The sequence below is a fragment of the Thalassotalea sp. PLHSN55 genome (genome assembly GCF_052030545.1).
Lineage (GTDB): Bacteria > Pseudomonadota > Gammaproteobacteria > Enterobacterales > Alteromonadaceae > CANMXU01.
The window spans coordinates 84,898-103,486 of sequence record NZ_JBPDIH010000007.1; the positions used below are offsets into that span (position 1 = coordinate 84,898).

The window sequence follows — 18,589 nt, forward strand, 5'->3', positions numbered from 1 at the left end:
TTTTTTATGCTGAAAAAGTTCAAAACAGGAAGTCAAAAACTACAAGATAAGAGTTTCAAGTTGGAAGCTGCAAGAAACAAGCTGCAAGAAACAAGCTGCAAGATAAGAGCTACAAGATAAGAGCTAGAAGTTCAAAGCTGCAAGATAAGAGCTACAAGTTAGAAGTTATAAGCTACAAGCTAAGAGTTTCAAGTTAGAAGCTTATCGCTTGTCTCTTGAAGCTTTCCGCTTTCAGCTTATTCACTCATTAGTTGACTTAAAAGTGATTGTGCAAGTGCATGCTCAGGGAATTCATTAGGTAAAGCGACCACTTTTTCTAGCATGTTTTGCGCTTCTTCTTTGCGGTTGAGCTTCGCCAATGTATAGCCAATATGGTATTGAATATCAGGGCTACTCGATGCCATGGTATACGCTTGTCGTAAATACGTAAGTCCTTGGTTATTATCACCTGATAGAGTATGCGCCCAACCTAGGGTATCAATAATTGAAGGGTGCGAAGGTAGCATGCTTAGCGCGTTTTTAGAAAACTCAATAGCACTTTCATAATCTTGTTCGGCTACGTATATATTTGCCATATTATTTAACGCTAAAGCTCGCTTAGGCGTGGGAATATCTTTAGTTAGTAATTGCTGGTATTGAAATTTAGCCTGTACATAATCTTTTTGCAGCATTAGGTGGTCAGCAAGCATATGCTGTTGAAAAGCGCGATCTGGGTATTTATTTACGAGGTCGGTTAATAGCTGAGTAAACTTTGTTACTCTCGGCGCTAGGTTACTGACACTGTTCAACTTCATTAATGCCACAGTATTACGGTCGTCTTTAGTTAGGGCTTTTTGATATAAGCTAAAGGCGGCATCAAATTCTTTTTCAGCGCTGGCAATATCACCTGCTAAAATGAGTAAAGCAGGATGGTTTTTGTGACTCGTTTTTTTCAACGCTGATAGAAGCGCACTGGCTTCGCCGTATTTACCGAGCTGCGTTTTTAGCTTTATGGTGGCGATATTAATATCAAATGCGTTCGGTAATAATTTCTGAGCGCGGGTTAAGTTTTCTTCAGCACCGGCTAAGTCATTCACTTGCCTTTGCATTCGACTTAATTGCAGTAATTTTTCAGGGTTGTCATTCCACAAGCCTTGCAAGATAGATAGCTGATGCTTAGCGTCTTTCATCTGACCTAAGGCAAACAAGTTTTGATATTTTAAGGTGAGTGCATTGGTATCTAGGCGATTGGCTTTTAAGGTTTGCTTGACCACAAGCAGGCTTTGTTCAAACTGTTTTTCTTGAAAGTAAATTCGGCCTAATTGATGCAACGCATCTGCTCTTACTTCGGTATTTTTGGTGAGCGTTTCTAGGGCAGAAATTGCCTGTTCAACTTTGCCTAATTGGTAGTCGATTTGCGCTAAGGTCAACTGATATTCACCATTGTTTGGTTGCTCTTGTGCCAAACTTTTAAATAAATCGTGCGCTTTATCTGTTTCCCCTAAATTCAATTGTAAAGTGGCAAAGCTCGCTTTGGCTTTAGGGTTATTAGGATTTTTTTGATAAACCTCAGTGATAACCGCTTTAGCATCTGCATATTGTTGCAAGCTTATTAATATGCGTGCATGCAATAATTGATAGCTTATATTATCGGGAAACTGGTGGGTAATACTTGTCGTTTTTTCGAGACTTTTTTGCAATTGTCCAGACTGATAATAAAGAATAGCCAAACTATGATTAATGCGGTCATTGTCTGTTAACCCTGATTGCTCTAATAGCTCAAGCGCTTCATTGGTTCTAGCGGTTTTGTCCATCACGCGTGCTGAAAGTATCAGCACGTCGACATCGTCTTTGTACTGGTTACGTAATTTTGACAAAACATAATCGGCTTTAAAATTTTGTTTAAACTGTAAATATAAATCAGCCAGTACGAGGGTGTTTTCTTTACTTCTCAGTACGTGAGTTTCGTTATTGCTTAGCAAGGTGAGTGCTTTTCTCGGTTGCTCTAGCTGCATATAAGCATCAGCTAATAGCATAGTTGCATTCATGTCTTGCGGTTTTTGCTCAAGATATATTTGAAACTTAATGCGTGCTTGCTCCCAGTTTTGTTGCTGGTAGCTGGTCATTGCATCAATTAACAATAATTGCGGCTGAGAATGCAGGTATGACTCATCTATCGCTGACAGTTGATTGGTCAATTGCGTTAATACTTTACTTGAGTTTTCTGCTTGTTCTAGTTCGTTTAAGACACTGCTTTTTAATAATTGAATTTGCGGATTTTTTGGCGAAATCGCTAAAATTTTATCGATATAATTATTCGCTTGTGGGAATTTCCCTAAGCTGACATAGCTATTGGCGATACCACGGTAGTTGGCGATATTATTCGGCGCTAATTTGTCAGCGCGTTTAAAGTGCTCAAGTGCTTGCTCAATTTGGTTAAGCTGCGTCGCCATAATGCCTTTTAAGCGCCAAAACCTGGCGTTGCCTGCAGCAAGTGGCGCGGCTTTTTCAAGAAAGTGTTGCGCTTGCTGGCTATTTTCAAGGTAAATATAAACAGACACCAGCCCTAACATCGCTTCAGTATTATTAGGCGTTTGAGAAAGTATTAAATGATAAGTTTGTTCAGCTTGGTCAAATTGCTCTAAGCCTTGATATGCCTTAGCTTTAATTAAGTTAAAGTCGCGTTTTCCTTGGTTATTAAGCTCGTTGGGCTTAACAAGTGTTAGCGCTTGTTCAAATTTTGTTTGTAACAATAGGCTTGTGCCTAAGGGTTTGATAATAAGATTGATATCTACGTTTTGCTGTTTTGCGTCAAGCAGCTCTTGCTCAGCTAATTCGTATTCACCTTGTTCGATAAATATTTCAGCAAGCAATAGTTTCGCGGGTAGATTATCTGGGTCGCTTTTGAGTGCATTTTTAATATGAATAAAGGCGTCATCAATATTTTTTTGGTGAAAAGCTTGTAGTGCATTTTCGTAATGTTCGGCATGATTCGATAGTGCCAAGCTATTCGCGCTGAAAACTAGTGGTGTGATAAAAGACAATAATACTGTGCATTTATTCAATTTGAACATTCCCTTTGACCCTTTAATCGTTAACTTGGCATTTTAGTAAGCACTTAATAAATAAGTAGCAAGATAATAAGCGAATATCACAAATAACGCGACTGTCCATTGGCGAAATTCGACGTGAAACGGTAATTTAGCCAACAAGCTCGGCACATTTTTCTCTAAATAAAGCCTTTGTTGATAACCTCAATGACGGCTTTTTGTTTTAGTCGGCCAATATTTCTTGATACAATAATCACATTGTTAATTAAATTACGGCGAAACAATGGCGTCATTACAAGATCAGTTATTAAAAGCAGGGTTAACGACCAAGCAAAAAGCGCGTCAGGCGAATTCAGATAAACGTAAAAAGAACAAACAAAAGCGCAGTGGCGCTGCAGTTGAAACGAGTTTGCAAGACAAAGTTAAACAAGACTTAGCAAAAGCACAAGCGGAAAAGCAGGCTAAAGATAACGCGCTGAACGAACAGAAAAAACAAGCGTTAGCGGCAAAAGAGCAGCATCACCGTATTGCCCAAATTCTAAAACATCATCATTTAAAAAATGTTGATGGTGAAACAGAATACAACTATACCTTTGGCAGTAAAATCAAAAAGTTATTTGTTGATGAAACCACGCATAAAGCGCTTGTTAATGGTCGTTTAGCGCTATGTGGTCAAGACGATGTTACTTATATTGTTACTGCCGAAACCTCAACGAAATTAGCTGAATTAGAGCCGAGTATCGTATTAGTGCAAAATGAAAAAGTGGTCAGTGAAGAGGTTGATGAAGACGACCCATACGCAGATTTTCAAATTCCAGACGATTTAATGTGGTAACCATTGTTTAAATCACCACGTTAACTATATTTTAAAATTATTTTTACAAGGGCAATTATGTTTATTATCCGTTGGATCTTAGGCCGCATTATTTTATTACTCAATTTTGTTTTTTCACCACGTTCACCGAAAAGAACGGCGCAAGCGCAAGAAAAAATTGATCAAAGTACTCAGCACTTAAATTTATATCAATTACCGGCGTGTCCGTTTTGCGTAAAGGTGCGCAGAACGATGAAACGCAATGGTTTAAATGTCGCTTTAACTAATATTAACTCTGATCAAAAATACCTTGATGAGTTGATCAAAGAAGGCGGTAAGCGCACTGTGCCTTGTTTGCGCATTGCGAAAGAAAATGAGCCAGTGCAATGGTTATATGAGTCAAAAGAGATCGTGCAATATTTGCAAAAATTTGCCGCTTAGCACGTCCAACTCACTACTTTTACCTAACTGAAAAACGCATAATGTTTAAATTATGCGTTTTTTTATGAATATTTTTTGCTGTATCTAGGTCTTATAATTAGAGCGTGTTGATCTTTGGTGTGTGTTTTTGCAGCGAATTGTTTGCCATTTATACAAGGTAGAGCGATTGTCGTGTAGTTATTCTACATAAATGAGTGATAACGCAGTAGCAAATGGCAAACAAACGCTGTCCGAAGGATCCATTTAAACGCTTCCTGCTCTTTGTTACTAACTTTAGACGTAGAACCACTATGCCTTCAAGTTAGTGCCGCGATCAGAAAACGTTTAAATTGGACAAAATTCATACCACAAAGATCAACACGCTCTAGAAATTGCATTTTCAATGATGCGTTAATTTAGCTTTTGTTGAATTGTTAATGGTTAATAAATTTCGATTTAACTAGGTTTCAGCCAGTTCACGTTTTAAGGTAGGGGATAAATGTATTATGTTGATCAAAAATAAATCGCCACATGAGTTGTCAGAGAACGATGTAACTGATGAAAGCATTTATCATGACCGTCGAAGCATTTTAAAAAAGCTCGGTTTTCTTGGCGCAAGTGCGTTATTGCCAAGCCAAGCTAATGCACAATTCTTAGATTTTTTTGATAAAGAAGAAGCGCAAGCAAGCTTTAAAACAAGCCCGTTAACCTATAGCGCAGCACCTGCAGATCAACAAATACTAACGCCTGAAACTAAAGTGATCACTCACAATAATTTTTATGAATTTGGCAGTAAAAAAGATCAACCTGCAAAACTTGCGCAACAATTTAACGTGAATCCGTGGACGTTAAAAATTTCCGGAGAAGTTGAGCAAGAAATTACCCTAGATTACGACAAGCTATTTAGCCAATTTGCGTTGCAAGAGCGTATCTATCGACTGCGTTGTGTTGAGGCGTGGTCAATGGTTATTCCGTGGATAGGTTTTGAGCTCAGCAAAATAATTGCCTTAGCCAAACCAACGTCACAAGCAAAATACGTTGCTTTTGAAACCTTGTTCGATCCAGAACAAATGCCAGGGCAGGCGAATCGTCGACTTGGCGGCGGCATAAAGTACCCGTATGTTGAAGGTTTACGAATTGATGAAGCTGAAAATCCATTGAGCTTTTTAGCCGTAGGTTTGTATGGTAAAACGCTGCCACCACAAAATGGTGCGCCTATTCGTTTAGTTGTACCATGGAAGTACGGTTTTAAAAGCATTAAATCGATAGTGGGTATTCGCTTACTTAAAAATAAGCCGCCAACAACATGGAATAAGCTTGCACCCAATGAATATGGCTTTTACGCCAATGTTAACCCTGAAGTCGATCACCCAAGGTGGAGCCAAGCCAGTGAACGTCGTATAACAACCGGCGGCTTATTTGCGCGAAATCGCATTGATACTTTGCCATTTAATGGTTATGGCGAACAAGTTGCTCACCTATATAAAGGGATGAACTTGCGTAAGCATTATTAACCCCTGTTGCTCGCTAATGAGTTGTTAATTAAATCTATGAATACTCGCAATAAAGTTTTGTTGTTAAAAATTTTTATTCATCTATCAGCGATGTTGCCGCTTGTGTATTATTATTATTTGGCCATTGCTGATGACTTAGGTGGCGATCCGGTCGAGGCTATTATCCATTTTACCGGCATCGGCGCCTTTAATTTGTTGCTGATTACGTTGTTGGTATCGCCAATGGCGAAAAAAATTAAGCAAGGCTATTTACTGCAAGTTAGACGGTTGTTGGGGATCTATACCTTTGTTTATGCGTTTTGCCATGTGGTTAATTTCTTTGCTTTTGAAGTGCAATTTGATGTGGCGTTGTTTGTTGAAGAAGTGATTAAAAGACCGTATGTCTTAATTGGTATGTTGGCTTTTGTTTTGTTAATTGCTTTAACCATTACTTCGCTTTCTCGATTGAAAAAGAAAATGGGTAAGCGCTGGCAAACACTGCATAACAGTATTTACCTTGTGGCGATATTGATCGCTTGGCATTTTTATTGGTCGGTAAAATCTGAAATCAGTTCACCTCTATTTTATGTTTTCCTCACTTTACTTGTTTTAAGTATGCGTAAAAGCAAAATTAAAAAAATCTTATTTACTTCCTAATTTCATTTACAACATATTGTCATGTGTAGATGACTTTCATGGCGTTGCAATATTTTAGCGATTAGTCGCAACTTACTGCCGATTCGTCGTAATTATTGTTTCCCTTGCAAGTGACGACTTGTTGCTTTAGTTGTTTCATATTATGGTATTTGTGTTAATACTTGTTTCAGTAATTCTACTGGTTATTAGTGTATCGCCCAGATAAAACTGTGCAGTGCTATACACATACCTAGTTCCATCAAGGAAATTCATAATGAATAAAATTTTGCCATCAACATTGATGGTGATTTCATCGCTTGCGCTAAGCGGCTGTTTGCAAACCGAGCAAGATGAAAAAGTCACTATAAATAAAAATCCGTATCCAAGCACATATCAAGCACTGCCAGGAAAAACTACCTTGTTTACGCAGGCAACGGTATTAACAGGCACCGGTGAAAAGTTAGAAAATACCGACGTATTGATAGCCGATGGTAAAATCGTAAAAGTTGGCAATAATTTATCGGCTGACAATGCGATAGTCGTTGACGCCCAAGGCAAGTGGATAACACCGGGGATCATCGATGTGCATTCTCATCTAGGTGTTTACCCAAGTCCGTCAGTAGAGTCGCATGCTGATGGCAATGAAATGACGCAGCCTAATACCTCTGAAGTTTGGGCAGAGCACAGTGTTTGGCCGCAAGATCCGGGTTTTCAAAAAGCACGCGCCGGCGGTATTACAACCTTACAAATTTTGCCAGGTTCAGCCAACTTATTTGGTGGTCGTGGCGTAACGTTGCGCAATGTGCCAAGTGAAACTATGCAAGGCATGAAATTTCCAGAAGCGCCTTATGGGTTGAAAATGGCCTGTGGCGAAAATCCAAAACGAGTTTACGGTGGCAAGAAAGTTGCGCCTTCAACACGTATGGGCAATATGGCTGGCTATCGTATGGCATGGGCTGAAGCAACCGAATACAAACGAGCTTGGGAAAAATACGATCGCGATTACGCCGCCGGAAAAAATCCAACACCACCAGCACGAGATATCGAGCTTGATACTTTACGTGGCGTATTAGACGGCGAAATTCTCATTCACAATCATTGTTATAAAGCCGAAGAAATGGCAATGATGATTGATTTAGGCAAAGAATTTAATTATCACTCAGGCACATTCCACCATGGTATTGAAGCCTATAAAATTGCTGACCTATTAGCTGAAAATGGCAACTGCGCCGCTATGTGGCCAGATTGGTGGGGCTTTAAAATGGAAGCCTACGACATGATCTTAGAAAATGTTGCCTTAGTTGACGCGGTGAAAAATTCCTGTGCTGTGGTGCATTCAGATTCAGGTAAAACCATTCAACGCTTAAACCAAGAAGCGGGTAAGGTATTGTACCGCGCACAAGAGAATGGTTTTGACTTAACAGAACAAGACGCCATTGTTTGGATCACCCACAATGCCGCTAAATCATTAGGTATTAGTGATAAAACAGGTAGTCTAACTGAAGGTAAACAAGCTGATCTTGTTTTGTGGAATAGCAACCCATTTAGTGTTTATGCCCAAGCAGAGCAGGTATTTGTTGATGGTGGTAAGGTTTATGATCGCTTCGATGCTGCTTATCAAGCGAAAAGTGACTTTATGTTAGGCCAACAATAAGGATTTATACCATGAAAAAACTAACCAAAACCTGTGTTGCCTACATCAGTGCGCTGTTGCTTAGTTCAGCAAGCTCTATCGTTTTAGCACAAACAATCGCAATTACTAATGCCACTGTGCATACCGTGTCTGACCAAGGCACATTAACTAATGCCACTGTTATCGTTGAAAATGGTACCATCAGCGCAATTAACCCGGCTGAGGTTTCTGCCGATCAAATTATCGACGCGCAAGGTAAAATACTTACTCCTGGCTTTATCGGTAGCGCCAACCAATTAGGTTTAGTTGAAGTGAATGCCGTTTCAAATAGCCGTGATTATAGCGATAAAAAAGCGGATATTACTTTTGATGCCAGTTATGCATTCAACCCTAAAAGCACGCTCATTCCTTTTGCCCGCAAAGGTGGTATTACGCGTAATATTGTGACACCTAAAGGTGGCGACAGCGACTTTAAAGGACAAGTGTTTACGGTTGATTTAAGTGGTGAGTTCGACAGCATAGTTGCCAAAAATCAAGCCATTGTTATTGGTCTAGGTTCACTAAGCAAAGGTTCTCGCGCACAACACTTAATGAATTTACACAATACCTTAGAAGATGCGCAAAAGAAGCTTGCAAAAAGTGCTGATAAAAAAGGCGATAAAAAAGCCGCTGAGCCAAAACGTACTGAGATAGAAGTTAATGCGTTGCTCTCGGGTGATAAGCCTTTATTAGCGCATGTTGACCGTGCTAGCGATATTTTAGCCTTGCTAGCGCTTAAGCAAAAATTTAACTTTGAGCTTATCTTAGTTGGCGCAGCCGATGCTATTTTAGTGGCAAAAGAAATTGCTGATGCCAATGTGGCGATTATCCTTGACCCTATGCGTAACTTACCGGGCAGTTTTGATTCGTTACACCTTGCGTTAACTAATGCCGGCAAACTAGCGAAAGCCGGTGTGCAGTTAATTCTTACCGTTGAAGGTGACAGCCATAACTTGCATCAATTACGTTATAACTTAGGTAATGCGGTTGCTAACGGGTTAACGCCAGAGCAAGCACTTGCAGCGGTAACCTTAAACCCGGCCACGTTATTTAACTTAGATAGTGGTCAAATATCCGTTGGTAAAAATGCGGATTTGGTTTTATGGAGCGCAGACCCATTTGAATTAAGTTCACGCGTAGAAAAAATGTGGATTAACGGCAAAGAAGTGTCAACTTATAGCAGGCAAGATGCGCTTAGAGATCGTTACTTAAGTTCTGGTCCACTGCCAAAAGCCTATAGCAAATAAAGCGATAACAAGTTAATCAATAATAAGTAAACTGAGAGATAGTTAAATCGTAATTTAAAAAGCAAAGTGTTCGCACTTTGCTTTTTTTATCGCTGTTAATGCCTATTTACGTGAAAACAGTACAGGGTTTAAGCAGTTGTTGGTGGCGAATACTTTTATACTTTCTTACAAGGATGTCATCGCATACTATAAGAAAATTATTTCCACTAAAGCTGCTCTCAAACATGAATCAACCACAATTAACTGTCCCTAAATTGCCAATGAAAAATGAATTTGGCCAAGTCGAACTAGCCCATTTAAGTGACTCGCACCAAGCACTTGTCATTAAGCATGCTTTCTGCACAGCAAAAGTGAGCCTGTATGGTGGGCATGTATTGGCGTGGCAACCTCAAGATCAGCAACCGGTATTTTGGTTAAGTAATGACGCGACTTACACCGAAGGCACTGCCATTCGTGGTGGCATTCCTATTTGCTGGCCTTGGTTTGGTCCGCATAGCAAAGGTGACGTGAAAGGTAATCATGGCTTTGCACGTCAGTCGCAATGGCAATTAACTGCGGTTGATATTGAACAAGCACAAGTAAAAATTGAACTTACCTTTACCGGTGAAAACAAGCATGCCTTATGGCCAAATGAGTTTAGTGTGAAACAAGTGCTTATTTTTGCCGAACATTTTGAGCAGCGTTTACATATAACAAATTTATCTGATGAAAGCGTTGAATACACCGCAGCCTTACACAGTTATTTTCAAGTGAGTTCACCTTCAAACTGCCAAGTCTCAGCATTAGAGCCGGCAGACTTTGATGATAAAATTACCGGGCAATATAGCGCAGCAACGGCGCTAGAAAATTGTGTTGGTCCGTTAGATAGAATTTATTACACCAATGAAGTGTGCACCCTGAGCGATAGCCAGTGGCAGCGCGCCATTGAAGTAACGCCTTTAAATACTCAGCAATGGGTATTGTGGAACCCCGGCACGGAAGTGGCCAATGCTATGGCGGATGTTCACCAAGGTGGTGAGCAAGAATATGTCTGTTTGGAAGCGGCGAATACCAAGTGGCAACAAATACAGGCGAAAAGCACTGTTGTTATTGGTCAAAAAATTCGTATCATCAACTTATAACTTGCAGCTTTTAGCTCTTAACTTGTAACTTGCAGCTTGTAACTTGTAACTTGTAACTTGTAACTTGCAGCTTGTAACTTGTAACTTGTAACTTGTAGCTTAGAGCTCTCAACCTAAGCGTAAATGGTTTTTTAATAATTGATGAGTAAAGTGGGTTTTTAAATAAAAGCCACGTGGCAAGGTCATAAAGGGTTGGCCGTGGCGATCAAAGGCCTGAGTTTTTGCCTGACTATTGGCCGCTTTAGGTCTAAGCTGCAAAACTTGACCCACTTTACCATTAATTTGTTCCACTTCACCGAGTACGATCATATCGGTTAATTCTTGCCAATCATCTGCTAATAACTTTTCTTCATCTGCGTTCGGCGACCAAATAAATGGCGTACCTATCATACGTTCACCAATGGCAATGGTGCGCTCTGATACCACCGGCACCCACAATACCCGTGCTAGCTTGTTGCGCAAGTGGCAATTTTGCCAAGTCACTCCCGTTAACCCCGTTAGCGGTGCAACACAAACAAACGTGGTTTCAAGTGGTTTGCCGTGCCTATCTATCGGCAGCGATTTTAATTCAATGCCTAAGTGGGGAAAGTCGGGCTCTGGCTTAGAGCCAGCTGATGCACCTAAACATTGTTCCAGTAATAATCCTATCCAACCTTTTTCGCGATTAAGGTTCTCTGGCACTGCAATATTAGCTTGCTGCGCAATCTCTTCGAGGGTAAATCCGGCTAAGGCTTGTGCTCGTTCCAGTAGCTCGTTTTCGGAATGTGGGATCTGAATATTGATATCAATAGCAGTTATTTGAAAATTTTAACTATTATCCTAACCCAGTCCTGAGCTGGCAAGTGAAATATTTATTTGCTCATGGTGCAAGTTTGTGGAAGAATCAAGGACATATTCTAAAGATTTGTCAGGAGTTCCTGTGATAGATGCCGAAGGCTATCGAGCCAATGTCGGCATAGTTATAATCAACGACAGGGGACAAGTATTTTGGGCAAGGCGATTTGGTCAGCATTCATGGCAATATCCGCAAGGCGGTGTTGACAAAGGTGAAAGTGCAGAGCAAACCATGTATAGGGAATTACATGAAGAAGTCGGTTTAAAACCCGAACATGTAAAAATTGTTGCATCGACCAAGCATTGGCTAAAATATCGATTACCAAAACGTTTAATTAGGCACGATAGTAAACCTGTATGTATTGGGCAAAAACAAAAATGGTTTTTGCTAAAACTTACCGCTAAAGAGTCAGCCGTTGATCTACTGCATTCAGATCATCCTGAATTTGATGATTGGCGCTGGGTTAGCTATTGGTATCCTGTTCGTCAGGTAGTGTCGTTTAAGAAAGAAGTTTATCGCAAAGTGATGAAAGAGTTTGCCTCTGTGGCATTACCTACTTATCGTCACGACAAACGAAAACGACGTTCGTGATTATTATTATGTTGAAGCAGCTTATTTCATATAAGCTGCCTTTTTATTGTCATATTATTTAGTTAATCTCAAATTTCTCGTTCGCCCTAATTAAGGATTTATATGCTAACCATTTTACGCCGTATCGTACTCGAATTCAGTCAAGAGCCTGAACTTGAGCGTGGGCTGTTGCACTTGGTTAATCAGATAAAACACGCCTTATCCACCGACTGCTGTTCCGTTTACCTTGCCGATTATGCCAAAGAGCATTTTGTTTTAATGGCATCAGACGGTTTAGCTAAAAACTCGTTAGGACAAACCACCATTGGTTTTTCTGAAGGTATTGTTGGCTTAGTTGGTCAACGAGAAGAGCCGATTAATATCGCCAATGCGCATGATCATCCGCACTTTTATCATGCACCCGAAGTTGAAGAAGAGGACTTACAAGCGTTTTTAGGTACGCCAATTATTCATCAACGTAAAGTGCTGGGTATTTTAACCATTCAGCAAAAAGACGCGCGTTTTTTTACCGAAAATGAAGAAGCATTTTTAGTCACCTTATCTGCACAATTGGCAACTGCTATCGCCAATGCTGAAGCGCGAGGCGTGATTGCGCGTCAACAAGATACCGGTTGGTTAAAACAGCTTAATGGTATTCCGGGCGCGCCGGGTATTGCATTGTGTGAAATTGTCGTAAGTCAGCCTAAAGCCGACTTACGTACGGTGACACTGGAAAAAGTTGACAATAAATCTGAGCAAAAATCGCGTTTTGATTTGGCGGTAAAACAAACCCGTAAAGACTTTGAAAAACTGGCGTTAAAGCTTAGCGATAAAATATCTGATGACAGTTTAGATATTTTTGAAGTGTATAAACAACTATTAGACAGCTCGCATTTAAGTGAAGAAATTAGCGCTAAAATTAATTTTGGTTGGAGCGCAGAAAGTGCGTTAAAGCAAGTTGTTGATAACTACGTAGTGCAATTTGAAGCAATTGAAGATGGATATTTGCGTGAACGTGCCAGTGATATAAAAGACTTAGGCAATCGTCTTTTAATGAACTTGCAAAGCCCGTCAAAAGTAGTAAAAACCTTTCCAAAAGAATTTATTTTACTGGCGGAAGATGTTACCGCTAGCATGTTAGCTGAATTTCAACATCGCGGCTTGAAAGGCATAGTATCGCTGACCGGCTCAAATAACTCGCATGCGGCGATATTAGCCAGAGCCATTGGTTTACCTGCCATTATGGGCATTGAACGTGTCCCGTTAGCTCCGTTAAATAAACACATTGCGATTTTAGATGGTTATAGCGGTGAGTTATTTATCGACCCACACGAGAGTTTAAAAACCGAATATCGTCACCTGATCACCGAAGAACATGCGCTTGCTGATAAAGTACAAAAAGTTAAAGACTTACCTGCACTTACTAAAGACGGCAAAGCGATTGAGCTGCATTTAAATGCCGGTTTATCGTCAGGGTTTGAACATTCTCAACATGCCGGCGCGGTAGGCATCGGTTTATATCGTACCGAAATTCCGTTTATGAATCGCAGTTGCTTCCCGTCAGAGCACGAGCAAACTGTGCTTTATCAACAAGTGCTAAGCGCATTTCCGAGCAAGCCGGTAACCATGCGTACCTTAGACGTTGGCGGTGATAAATCGCTGCCGTATTTTCCTATTTCAGAAGATAATCCTTTTCTTGGTTGGCGAGGCATTCGCATCACCTTAGATCATCCTGAAATTTTCTTATTGCAAGTTCGCGCAATGATGAAAGCAAGTTTAGGAAAAAATAATTTAGAGATCATGCTGCCGATGATCTCAGGTATTGCCGAAGTTGATGACTCTTTACGGTTAATTAATCAAGCCTATTATGAGCTATCTGCAGAGCTAAACTTAGATGATACGGTTAAATTAGTACGACCTCGTATTGGTATTATGATTGAAGTGCCGTCGGCTATTTTCTTATTAAAAGAGCTTGCCGGGCGAGTGGATTTTTTCTCAGTCGGCAGTAATGACTTAACGCAATATTTATTGGCAGTCGATCGAAACAATGCCCGAGTTGCCAACTTGTACGACTCGTATCATCCTGCGGTGTTAAGGGCGCTTAATACTATTTCACAAGAGTCGAGTAAATATCTGGTGCCATTAAGCATTTGTGGTGAGCTTGCCAGTGAACCTGCTGGTGCGATTTTATTACTTGCTATGGGCTACGATAAACTCAGTATGAACCCACACAATATCGCACGAATAAAATGGGTGATCAGACATATCGATTTTCAGCGTGCAAAAGTGATTTTATCGCATGCGTTAACCTTAAGTACCGCTAAACAAGTGCACAGCTATTTAAATGAACAACTTGAACATTTAGGTTTAGGTGGCTTTATTCGCGCAGGTATTTAAGCGTTTCTCGATTTTTTCTTGATATGATTAATTACACTTAACGTCATTTTTTGCCAAAGCTTCATTAGTAATTTTCGCGATTATTAGGCATAATTTGGCATCGAAAAATTAGCCGCTTGAGGTATTACCATCTTACCAGCGGTTAACACATGAATTTACGGAATATTAACCCTAATGACTGATACTTTTATCCAGTTTCCTCAAATTGATCCTATTATTTTTAGCATAGGTCCTATTGCCCTGCGTTGGTACGGCATGATGTACTTAATTGGCTTTGTTGCAGCAATTTTTATTGCCAATAAAGAAGCCGATAAAAGCAATGGCTTATGGACGCGCGATCAAGTTAGTGACTTATTGTTTTACAGCTTTTTAGGTGTAATTTTAGGTGGCCGTGTTGGTTACGTATTCTTTTATCAATTTGATTATTTTATTGCTGAGCCTCTTTATCTGTTTAAGATTTGGGAAGGCGGTATGTCTTTCCACGGTGGTTTATTAGGCGTAATTACTGCCATCTTTATTTTTGCTCGTAAAACCAATAAACACTTTTTAGCGGTAGGCGACTTTGTTGCGCCATTGGTGCCAATTGGTTTAGGTATGGGGCGAATTGGTAACTTTATTAACGCTGAACTTTGGGGACGTGAAACCGACGTGCCGTGGGCGATGGTATTTCCTACCGACAGCTTACAAGTGCCGCGCCACCCGTCTCAATTATATGAATTTTTCTTAGAAGGTTTAGTGCTGTTTGCCATTTTATATGCACTAACGCGTAAACCAAGAATGCTAGGTTTAGCTTCTGGTGTGTTCTTAATGGGTTATGGCGGATTTAGAATGATCGTTGAATTATTTAGAGAGCCAGACTCGCACTTAGGTTTCTATTTTGATTTTATCTCTATGGGGCAAATTCTGAGCCTGCCTATGGTACTTGGTGGTATTGCACTTATGTATTGGGGCTATGTCGCGCAAAGTTCACAATCAATCGGTGCGAATAACAAAGCCGTTAAAGGAGCGAAATAATGCAAGCTTATTTAGATTTATGTCAACGCATTGTTGACCAAGGCGAGTGGGTTGAAAACAAACGCACCGGTAAACGTTGTTTAACCGTAATTAATGCCGATTTAGAATATCGCGTTGATAAAAACGAATTTCCGATGATCACTACGCGCAAAAGCTTTTACAAGTCGGCCATTGCTGAGTTTCTAGGCTATATTCGTGGATACGACAATGCCGCCGATTTTCGCAAACTCGGTACTAAAACTTGGGATGCTAATGCCAATTTAAATGACGATTGGCTTAACAATCCACACCGTAAAGGTGAAGACGACATGGGCCGTGTTTATGGCATACAAGGTCGTTCGTGGGCGAAAGCGGGTGGCGGCACCATAGATCAACTGAAAAAAGTGGTTGATAACTTAACTAATGGCATTGATGACCGCGCTGAGATCATCACCTTTTACAATCCCGGTGAGTTTCATATGGGTTGTTTAAGACCTTGTATGCATACTCACAACTTTTCATTGTTAGGTGATACATTGCACTTAACTAGCTTTCAACGCTCGTGTGATGTGCCACTAGGTTTGAACTTCAACCAAATTCAGGTTTATACCTTTTTGGCGTTAATGGCGCAAATTACCGGCAAAAAGCCAGGTATTGCTTATCATAAAATTGTTAATGCCCATATCTATGAAGATCAGCTTGAATTGATGAAAGAAGTGCAGCTAAAACGTGAGCCTTTCCCATCTCCTAAGCTCATCATCAACCCTAAGATCAAAACCTTAGAAGACTTAGAGACTTGGGTAACTATGGATGACTTTACGGTTGAAGGCTATCAATGCCATGAGGCAATAAAATACCCGTTTGCGGTATAACGATTAAAAATAGTAATAAAGGAGCAAGTTGCTTCGAGATCTGGGAATTAAAGTACAAACACGTAAAAAGCAGCTTGCTGATATCGACAAAGCGCATGATTTATTTGAAGCAATACTGAATGATTTAAATGTAGAAGGTGAACTACTTAAATTTCTTGAACAATATTTAGGCAAACAGAAGGTAAGTGAAGTAAAAAGTTAAAATTTATTAGAGGATGGATAAATCTTTATAATACAATTTGTTAAGTTTGATATAGGGGGGTAAAAGCTTACTTCATTTAAATTTTATAAAATAGTTGCTTGACGAGGTGATTTTAAGTGGATTAATATCCTCATCGTAAAATATTCAAAGGAATGAATAACTCAAGGAAAGTATGTCGTTATTTAGAAAGGAAGCTGTTTCACATCAAAGTGAGCGTTTAACAGGTGCAATTACCTTAGCTCAACCATTATCTATCAAGCTAACTGTACTAATTTTAGTATCTGTTGCTGTTGTTATTATCGCTTTCCTTTTTAGTGCTGAATATTCTCGTAAAGAAACCGTGCGTGGTTTTTTAATGCCCAATAAAGGCGTTATTAAAAGCTTTGCTAATCAAGGTGGCACCATAGAAAAACTATGGGTTAGAGAAGGTGATAAAGTTCTTAAAGGGCAATCATTAGCAACACTTTTAGTACAGCAAAGTAATAGTGAAGGTATAGATTTAAGCACGCAACTTGCTGAGCAAATTAATATGCAAGCAAATCTATTAAGTGATGAAATCAATCAACACCAAGCATTAAAAGCGCAAGAAGTACTTAACTTACAAGCTCAACATACAGCGTTAGAAAGTGAGCAAATAGCACTTGAAAGTCAATTAACATTGGCTGAAGAAAAGTTAGCATTGCTGAATGAGCAGCAACTAGACTTTAATCAACTCAATAAAAGTGGTTATTTATCTAACTTAGAAAAAGAGCGTCAACAACAGGCTTTACTTGAAGCAAAACAAGAGAAACAAAATATAGCTCGCCTTTTGCTACAGCAAAAAAACAAATTAAACCAAGTTACCTTTAATATAAAAAAAATTCCTCAACAATACACTTTACGGATTAATAACCTTAAACGTCAGCAAGCAGATCTTCAACGTCAATTAGCCCGAGTCGCAAGTAATTATCAGTACACTATCACTGCTAGTAATAGTGGCGTAGTAACGGGGATTCAAGTAGTTGAAGGGGAAACACTGTCGCAAAGTAAAGCGCAATCAAAACCTTTGCTGCATATTTTACCTGAAGGTTCAGAGCTAATTGCTGAATTGCTATTGCCTACTCGTTCTGCTGGCTTTGTTCAGTTAGGCAATAATACTCGATTACGATTTGATGCCTTTCCTTTTCAACGCTTTGGCTTTATTGAAAGTGAAATAACCCGTATTGATCAAACCTTAATATCTCCGAATGAAGTACAACTACCTATTAGCTTGCCAGAGCCTGTTTATCGTTTGCGTGCAAAACTAAATCAACAACAAATGCAGGCATTTGGCAAAGCATTTGATTTAAAAAGCGGTATGCTGTTTGAGGCGGATATTATGCTTGAACAACGCACCTTAATTGAATGGCTACTTGAACCCATTTATAGCTTAAAAGGTAGAGTTAGCTAAGTGTGGGGGAAATAAATTAGAAGAATTTTTCTGGCAAGGCATTAAATTAATAAGCTTTGTTAGGAAATAAGAGTGGCTGACTTTAGTTTACTTTAGCGAGAATAGCTAAAGCCAGCCTATTAACCGCTAATTCAAATGATTGAGTTAGCACTTAACAACCCGGCAATTAATGTCGGATATTTGGAGTATAACAGAATGCGTGAATTAAACGTGAATGAAATTGAACAAGTGAATGGCGGTGTAGTTGCACTTGCATGGGCGGTTTATGGAGCATACCGAGCATATCAAGCATATAAGGCTGTAAGATTTGTCACAAATGCTGTTGCTGGTGGTGCTTTATATGACGGAATTAAGTCAGGACTTGGCGATCAATAATAGACATTAAATGTTGAATAGCTCTATTTTCTATAGAGCTATTCAATATTTAATGTTTTGGAGTCCAAATGATAAAAAAGATAATATCTAGAAACTGCCCCAATTGCGCATCTAATTTGAGCTTTAAATTGAGATTAAGGCTTATAAAAAAAAGCCTTCTTCAATGTCCTAATTGCCATTTGTATTTAACCCCAGATATTTTAACTACATCTGTTAGTGCTATGGTTGCAGGAGCACCAGCTTGGTATCTTGTTGATATATATTCGCAATCACTTTTTAGAGTTTCTGAACCATATTCACTTTTTCTTGGGTTCATCACTTGTATGTCGATTGTTAGAATTTGTTACCCTTTAGCTAATTTAGCCATAGTGAGTGTGGATTGAAAATAAATAATTTATTTAAACGAATTAGGTTTATTAGGCATGGCATTTTAAAATGGTATGGATGATTTAATATATTACAAATTTAGCAACGGGTATCCAAG

Annotated in this window: 16 protein-coding genes; 14 read left to right on the top strand and 2 right to left on the bottom strand. The window is 39.5% G+C overall.

The features are described 5' to 3' along the window. Positions 1–236: 236 nt before the first annotated feature. The gene (gene prsT / locus ACRRSQ_RS14460; protein WP_440876468.1) at positions 237–3,044 is read right to left on the bottom strand and encodes an XrtA/PEP-CTERM system TPR-repeat protein PrsT; all 2,808 of its coding nucleotides are present in this window, start codon (positions 3,042–3,044) and stop codon (positions 237–239) included. 268 nt (positions 3,045–3,312) lie between these two features. Between prsT and ACRRSQ_RS14465 the strand changes: the two genes are divergently transcribed. The 7 genes from ACRRSQ_RS14465 (at position 3,313) to ACRRSQ_RS14495 (ending at position 10,432) form a co-directional block, all read left to right on the top strand. Then, complete coding sequence (locus ACRRSQ_RS14465; RefSeq protein ID WP_440876469.1) at positions 3,313–3,864, top strand: DUF2058 domain-containing protein; 552 nt, start codon at positions 3,313–3,315, stop codon at positions 3,862–3,864. A gap of 57 nt (positions 3,865–3,921) precedes the next feature. Beyond that, a complete protein-coding gene (locus ACRRSQ_RS14470) occupies positions 3,922–4,284 on the top strand; it encodes a glutaredoxin family protein (RefSeq protein WP_440876470.1) in 363 nt (120 codons plus the stop codon). Between the two features lie 485 nt (positions 4,285–4,769). After that, positions 4,770–5,777: a protein-methionine-sulfoxide reductase catalytic subunit MsrP gene (gene msrP / locus ACRRSQ_RS14475; RefSeq protein ID WP_440876471.1), complete on the top strand. Its 1,008-nt coding sequence runs from the start codon at positions 4,770–4,772 to the stop codon at positions 5,775–5,777. A gap of 36 nt (positions 5,778–5,813) precedes the next feature. After that, positions 5,814–6,413: a protein-methionine-sulfoxide reductase heme-binding subunit MsrQ gene (msrQ, locus tag ACRRSQ_RS14480; protein ID WP_440876472.1), complete on the top strand. Its 600-nt coding sequence runs from the start codon at positions 5,814–5,816 to the stop codon at positions 6,411–6,413. Between the two features lie 253 nt (positions 6,414–6,666). After that, the gene (locus ACRRSQ_RS14485; RefSeq protein ID WP_440876473.1) at positions 6,667–8,046 is read left to right on the top strand and encodes an amidohydrolase; all 1,380 of its coding nucleotides are present in this window, start codon (positions 6,667–6,669) and stop codon (positions 8,044–8,046) included. An 11-nt stretch (positions 8,047–8,057) separates the two neighbouring features. Beyond that, positions 8,058–9,311, top strand: coding sequence for an amidohydrolase family protein (locus ACRRSQ_RS14490; RefSeq protein WP_440876474.1), 1,254 nt, complete (start codon positions 8,058–8,060; stop codon positions 9,309–9,311). A gap of 224 nt (positions 9,312–9,535) precedes the next feature. Further along, entirely contained in the window at positions 9,536–10,432 is an 897-nt protein-coding gene (locus ACRRSQ_RS14495) for a D-hexose-6-phosphate mutarotase (protein WP_440876475.1), read from the top strand. Positions 10,433–10,540: 108 nt separating this feature from the next. Here ACRRSQ_RS14495 and mutH read toward each other — a convergent pair whose 3' ends face one another. After that, positions 10,541–11,209 carry a DNA mismatch repair endonuclease MutH gene (mutH, locus tag ACRRSQ_RS14500; RefSeq protein ID WP_440876655.1) on the bottom strand — a complete coding sequence of 223 codons (669 nt, stop codon included), beginning with the start codon at positions 11,207–11,209 and terminating at the stop codon, positions 10,541–10,543. A gap of 142 nt (positions 11,210–11,351) precedes the next feature. Here mutH and rppH point away from each other — a divergent pair, with 142 nt between their 5' ends. From rppH to ACRRSQ_RS14535, 7 genes are all read left to right on the top strand, one after another. After that, complete coding sequence (gene rppH, locus ACRRSQ_RS14505; RefSeq protein WP_440876476.1) at positions 11,352–11,858, top strand: RNA pyrophosphohydrolase; 507 nt, start codon at positions 11,352–11,354, stop codon at positions 11,856–11,858. Between the two features lie 102 nt (positions 11,859–11,960). After that, positions 11,961–14,234 carry a phosphoenolpyruvate--protein phosphotransferase gene (gene ptsP, locus ACRRSQ_RS14510; RefSeq protein ID WP_440876477.1) on the top strand — a complete coding sequence of 758 codons (2,274 nt, stop codon included), beginning with the start codon at positions 11,961–11,963 and terminating at the stop codon, positions 14,232–14,234. A gap of 174 nt (positions 14,235–14,408) precedes the next feature. Further along, a complete protein-coding gene (gene lgt / locus ACRRSQ_RS14515; RefSeq protein ID WP_440876478.1) occupies positions 14,409–15,248 on the top strand; it encodes a prolipoprotein diacylglyceryl transferase in 840 nt (279 codons plus the stop codon). Next, positions 15,248–16,099, top strand: a complete 852-nt coding sequence (locus tag ACRRSQ_RS14520; RefSeq protein WP_440876479.1) for a thymidylate synthase — start codon at positions 15,248–15,250, stop codon at positions 16,097–16,099. The genes lgt and ACRRSQ_RS14520 overlap by 1 nt, the downstream gene beginning before the upstream one ends. Before the next feature lie 28 nt (positions 16,100–16,127). Then, positions 16,128–16,301, top strand: a complete 174-nt coding sequence (locus ACRRSQ_RS14525) for a hypothetical protein (protein WP_440876480.1) — start codon at positions 16,128–16,130, stop codon at positions 16,299–16,301. 172 nt (positions 16,302–16,473) lie between these two features. Continuing rightward, entirely contained in the window at positions 16,474–17,730 is a 1,257-nt protein-coding gene (locus ACRRSQ_RS14530; protein ID WP_440876481.1) for an HlyD family efflux transporter periplasmic adaptor subunit, read from the top strand. Positions 17,731–17,925: 195 nt separating this feature from the next. Continuing rightward, on the top strand, positions 17,926–18,105 hold the full coding sequence (locus tag ACRRSQ_RS14535; protein WP_440876482.1) for a hypothetical protein: 180 nt from the start codon (positions 17,926–17,928) through the stop codon (positions 18,103–18,105). The last annotated feature ends 484 nt before the right edge of the window (positions 18,106–18,589 follow it).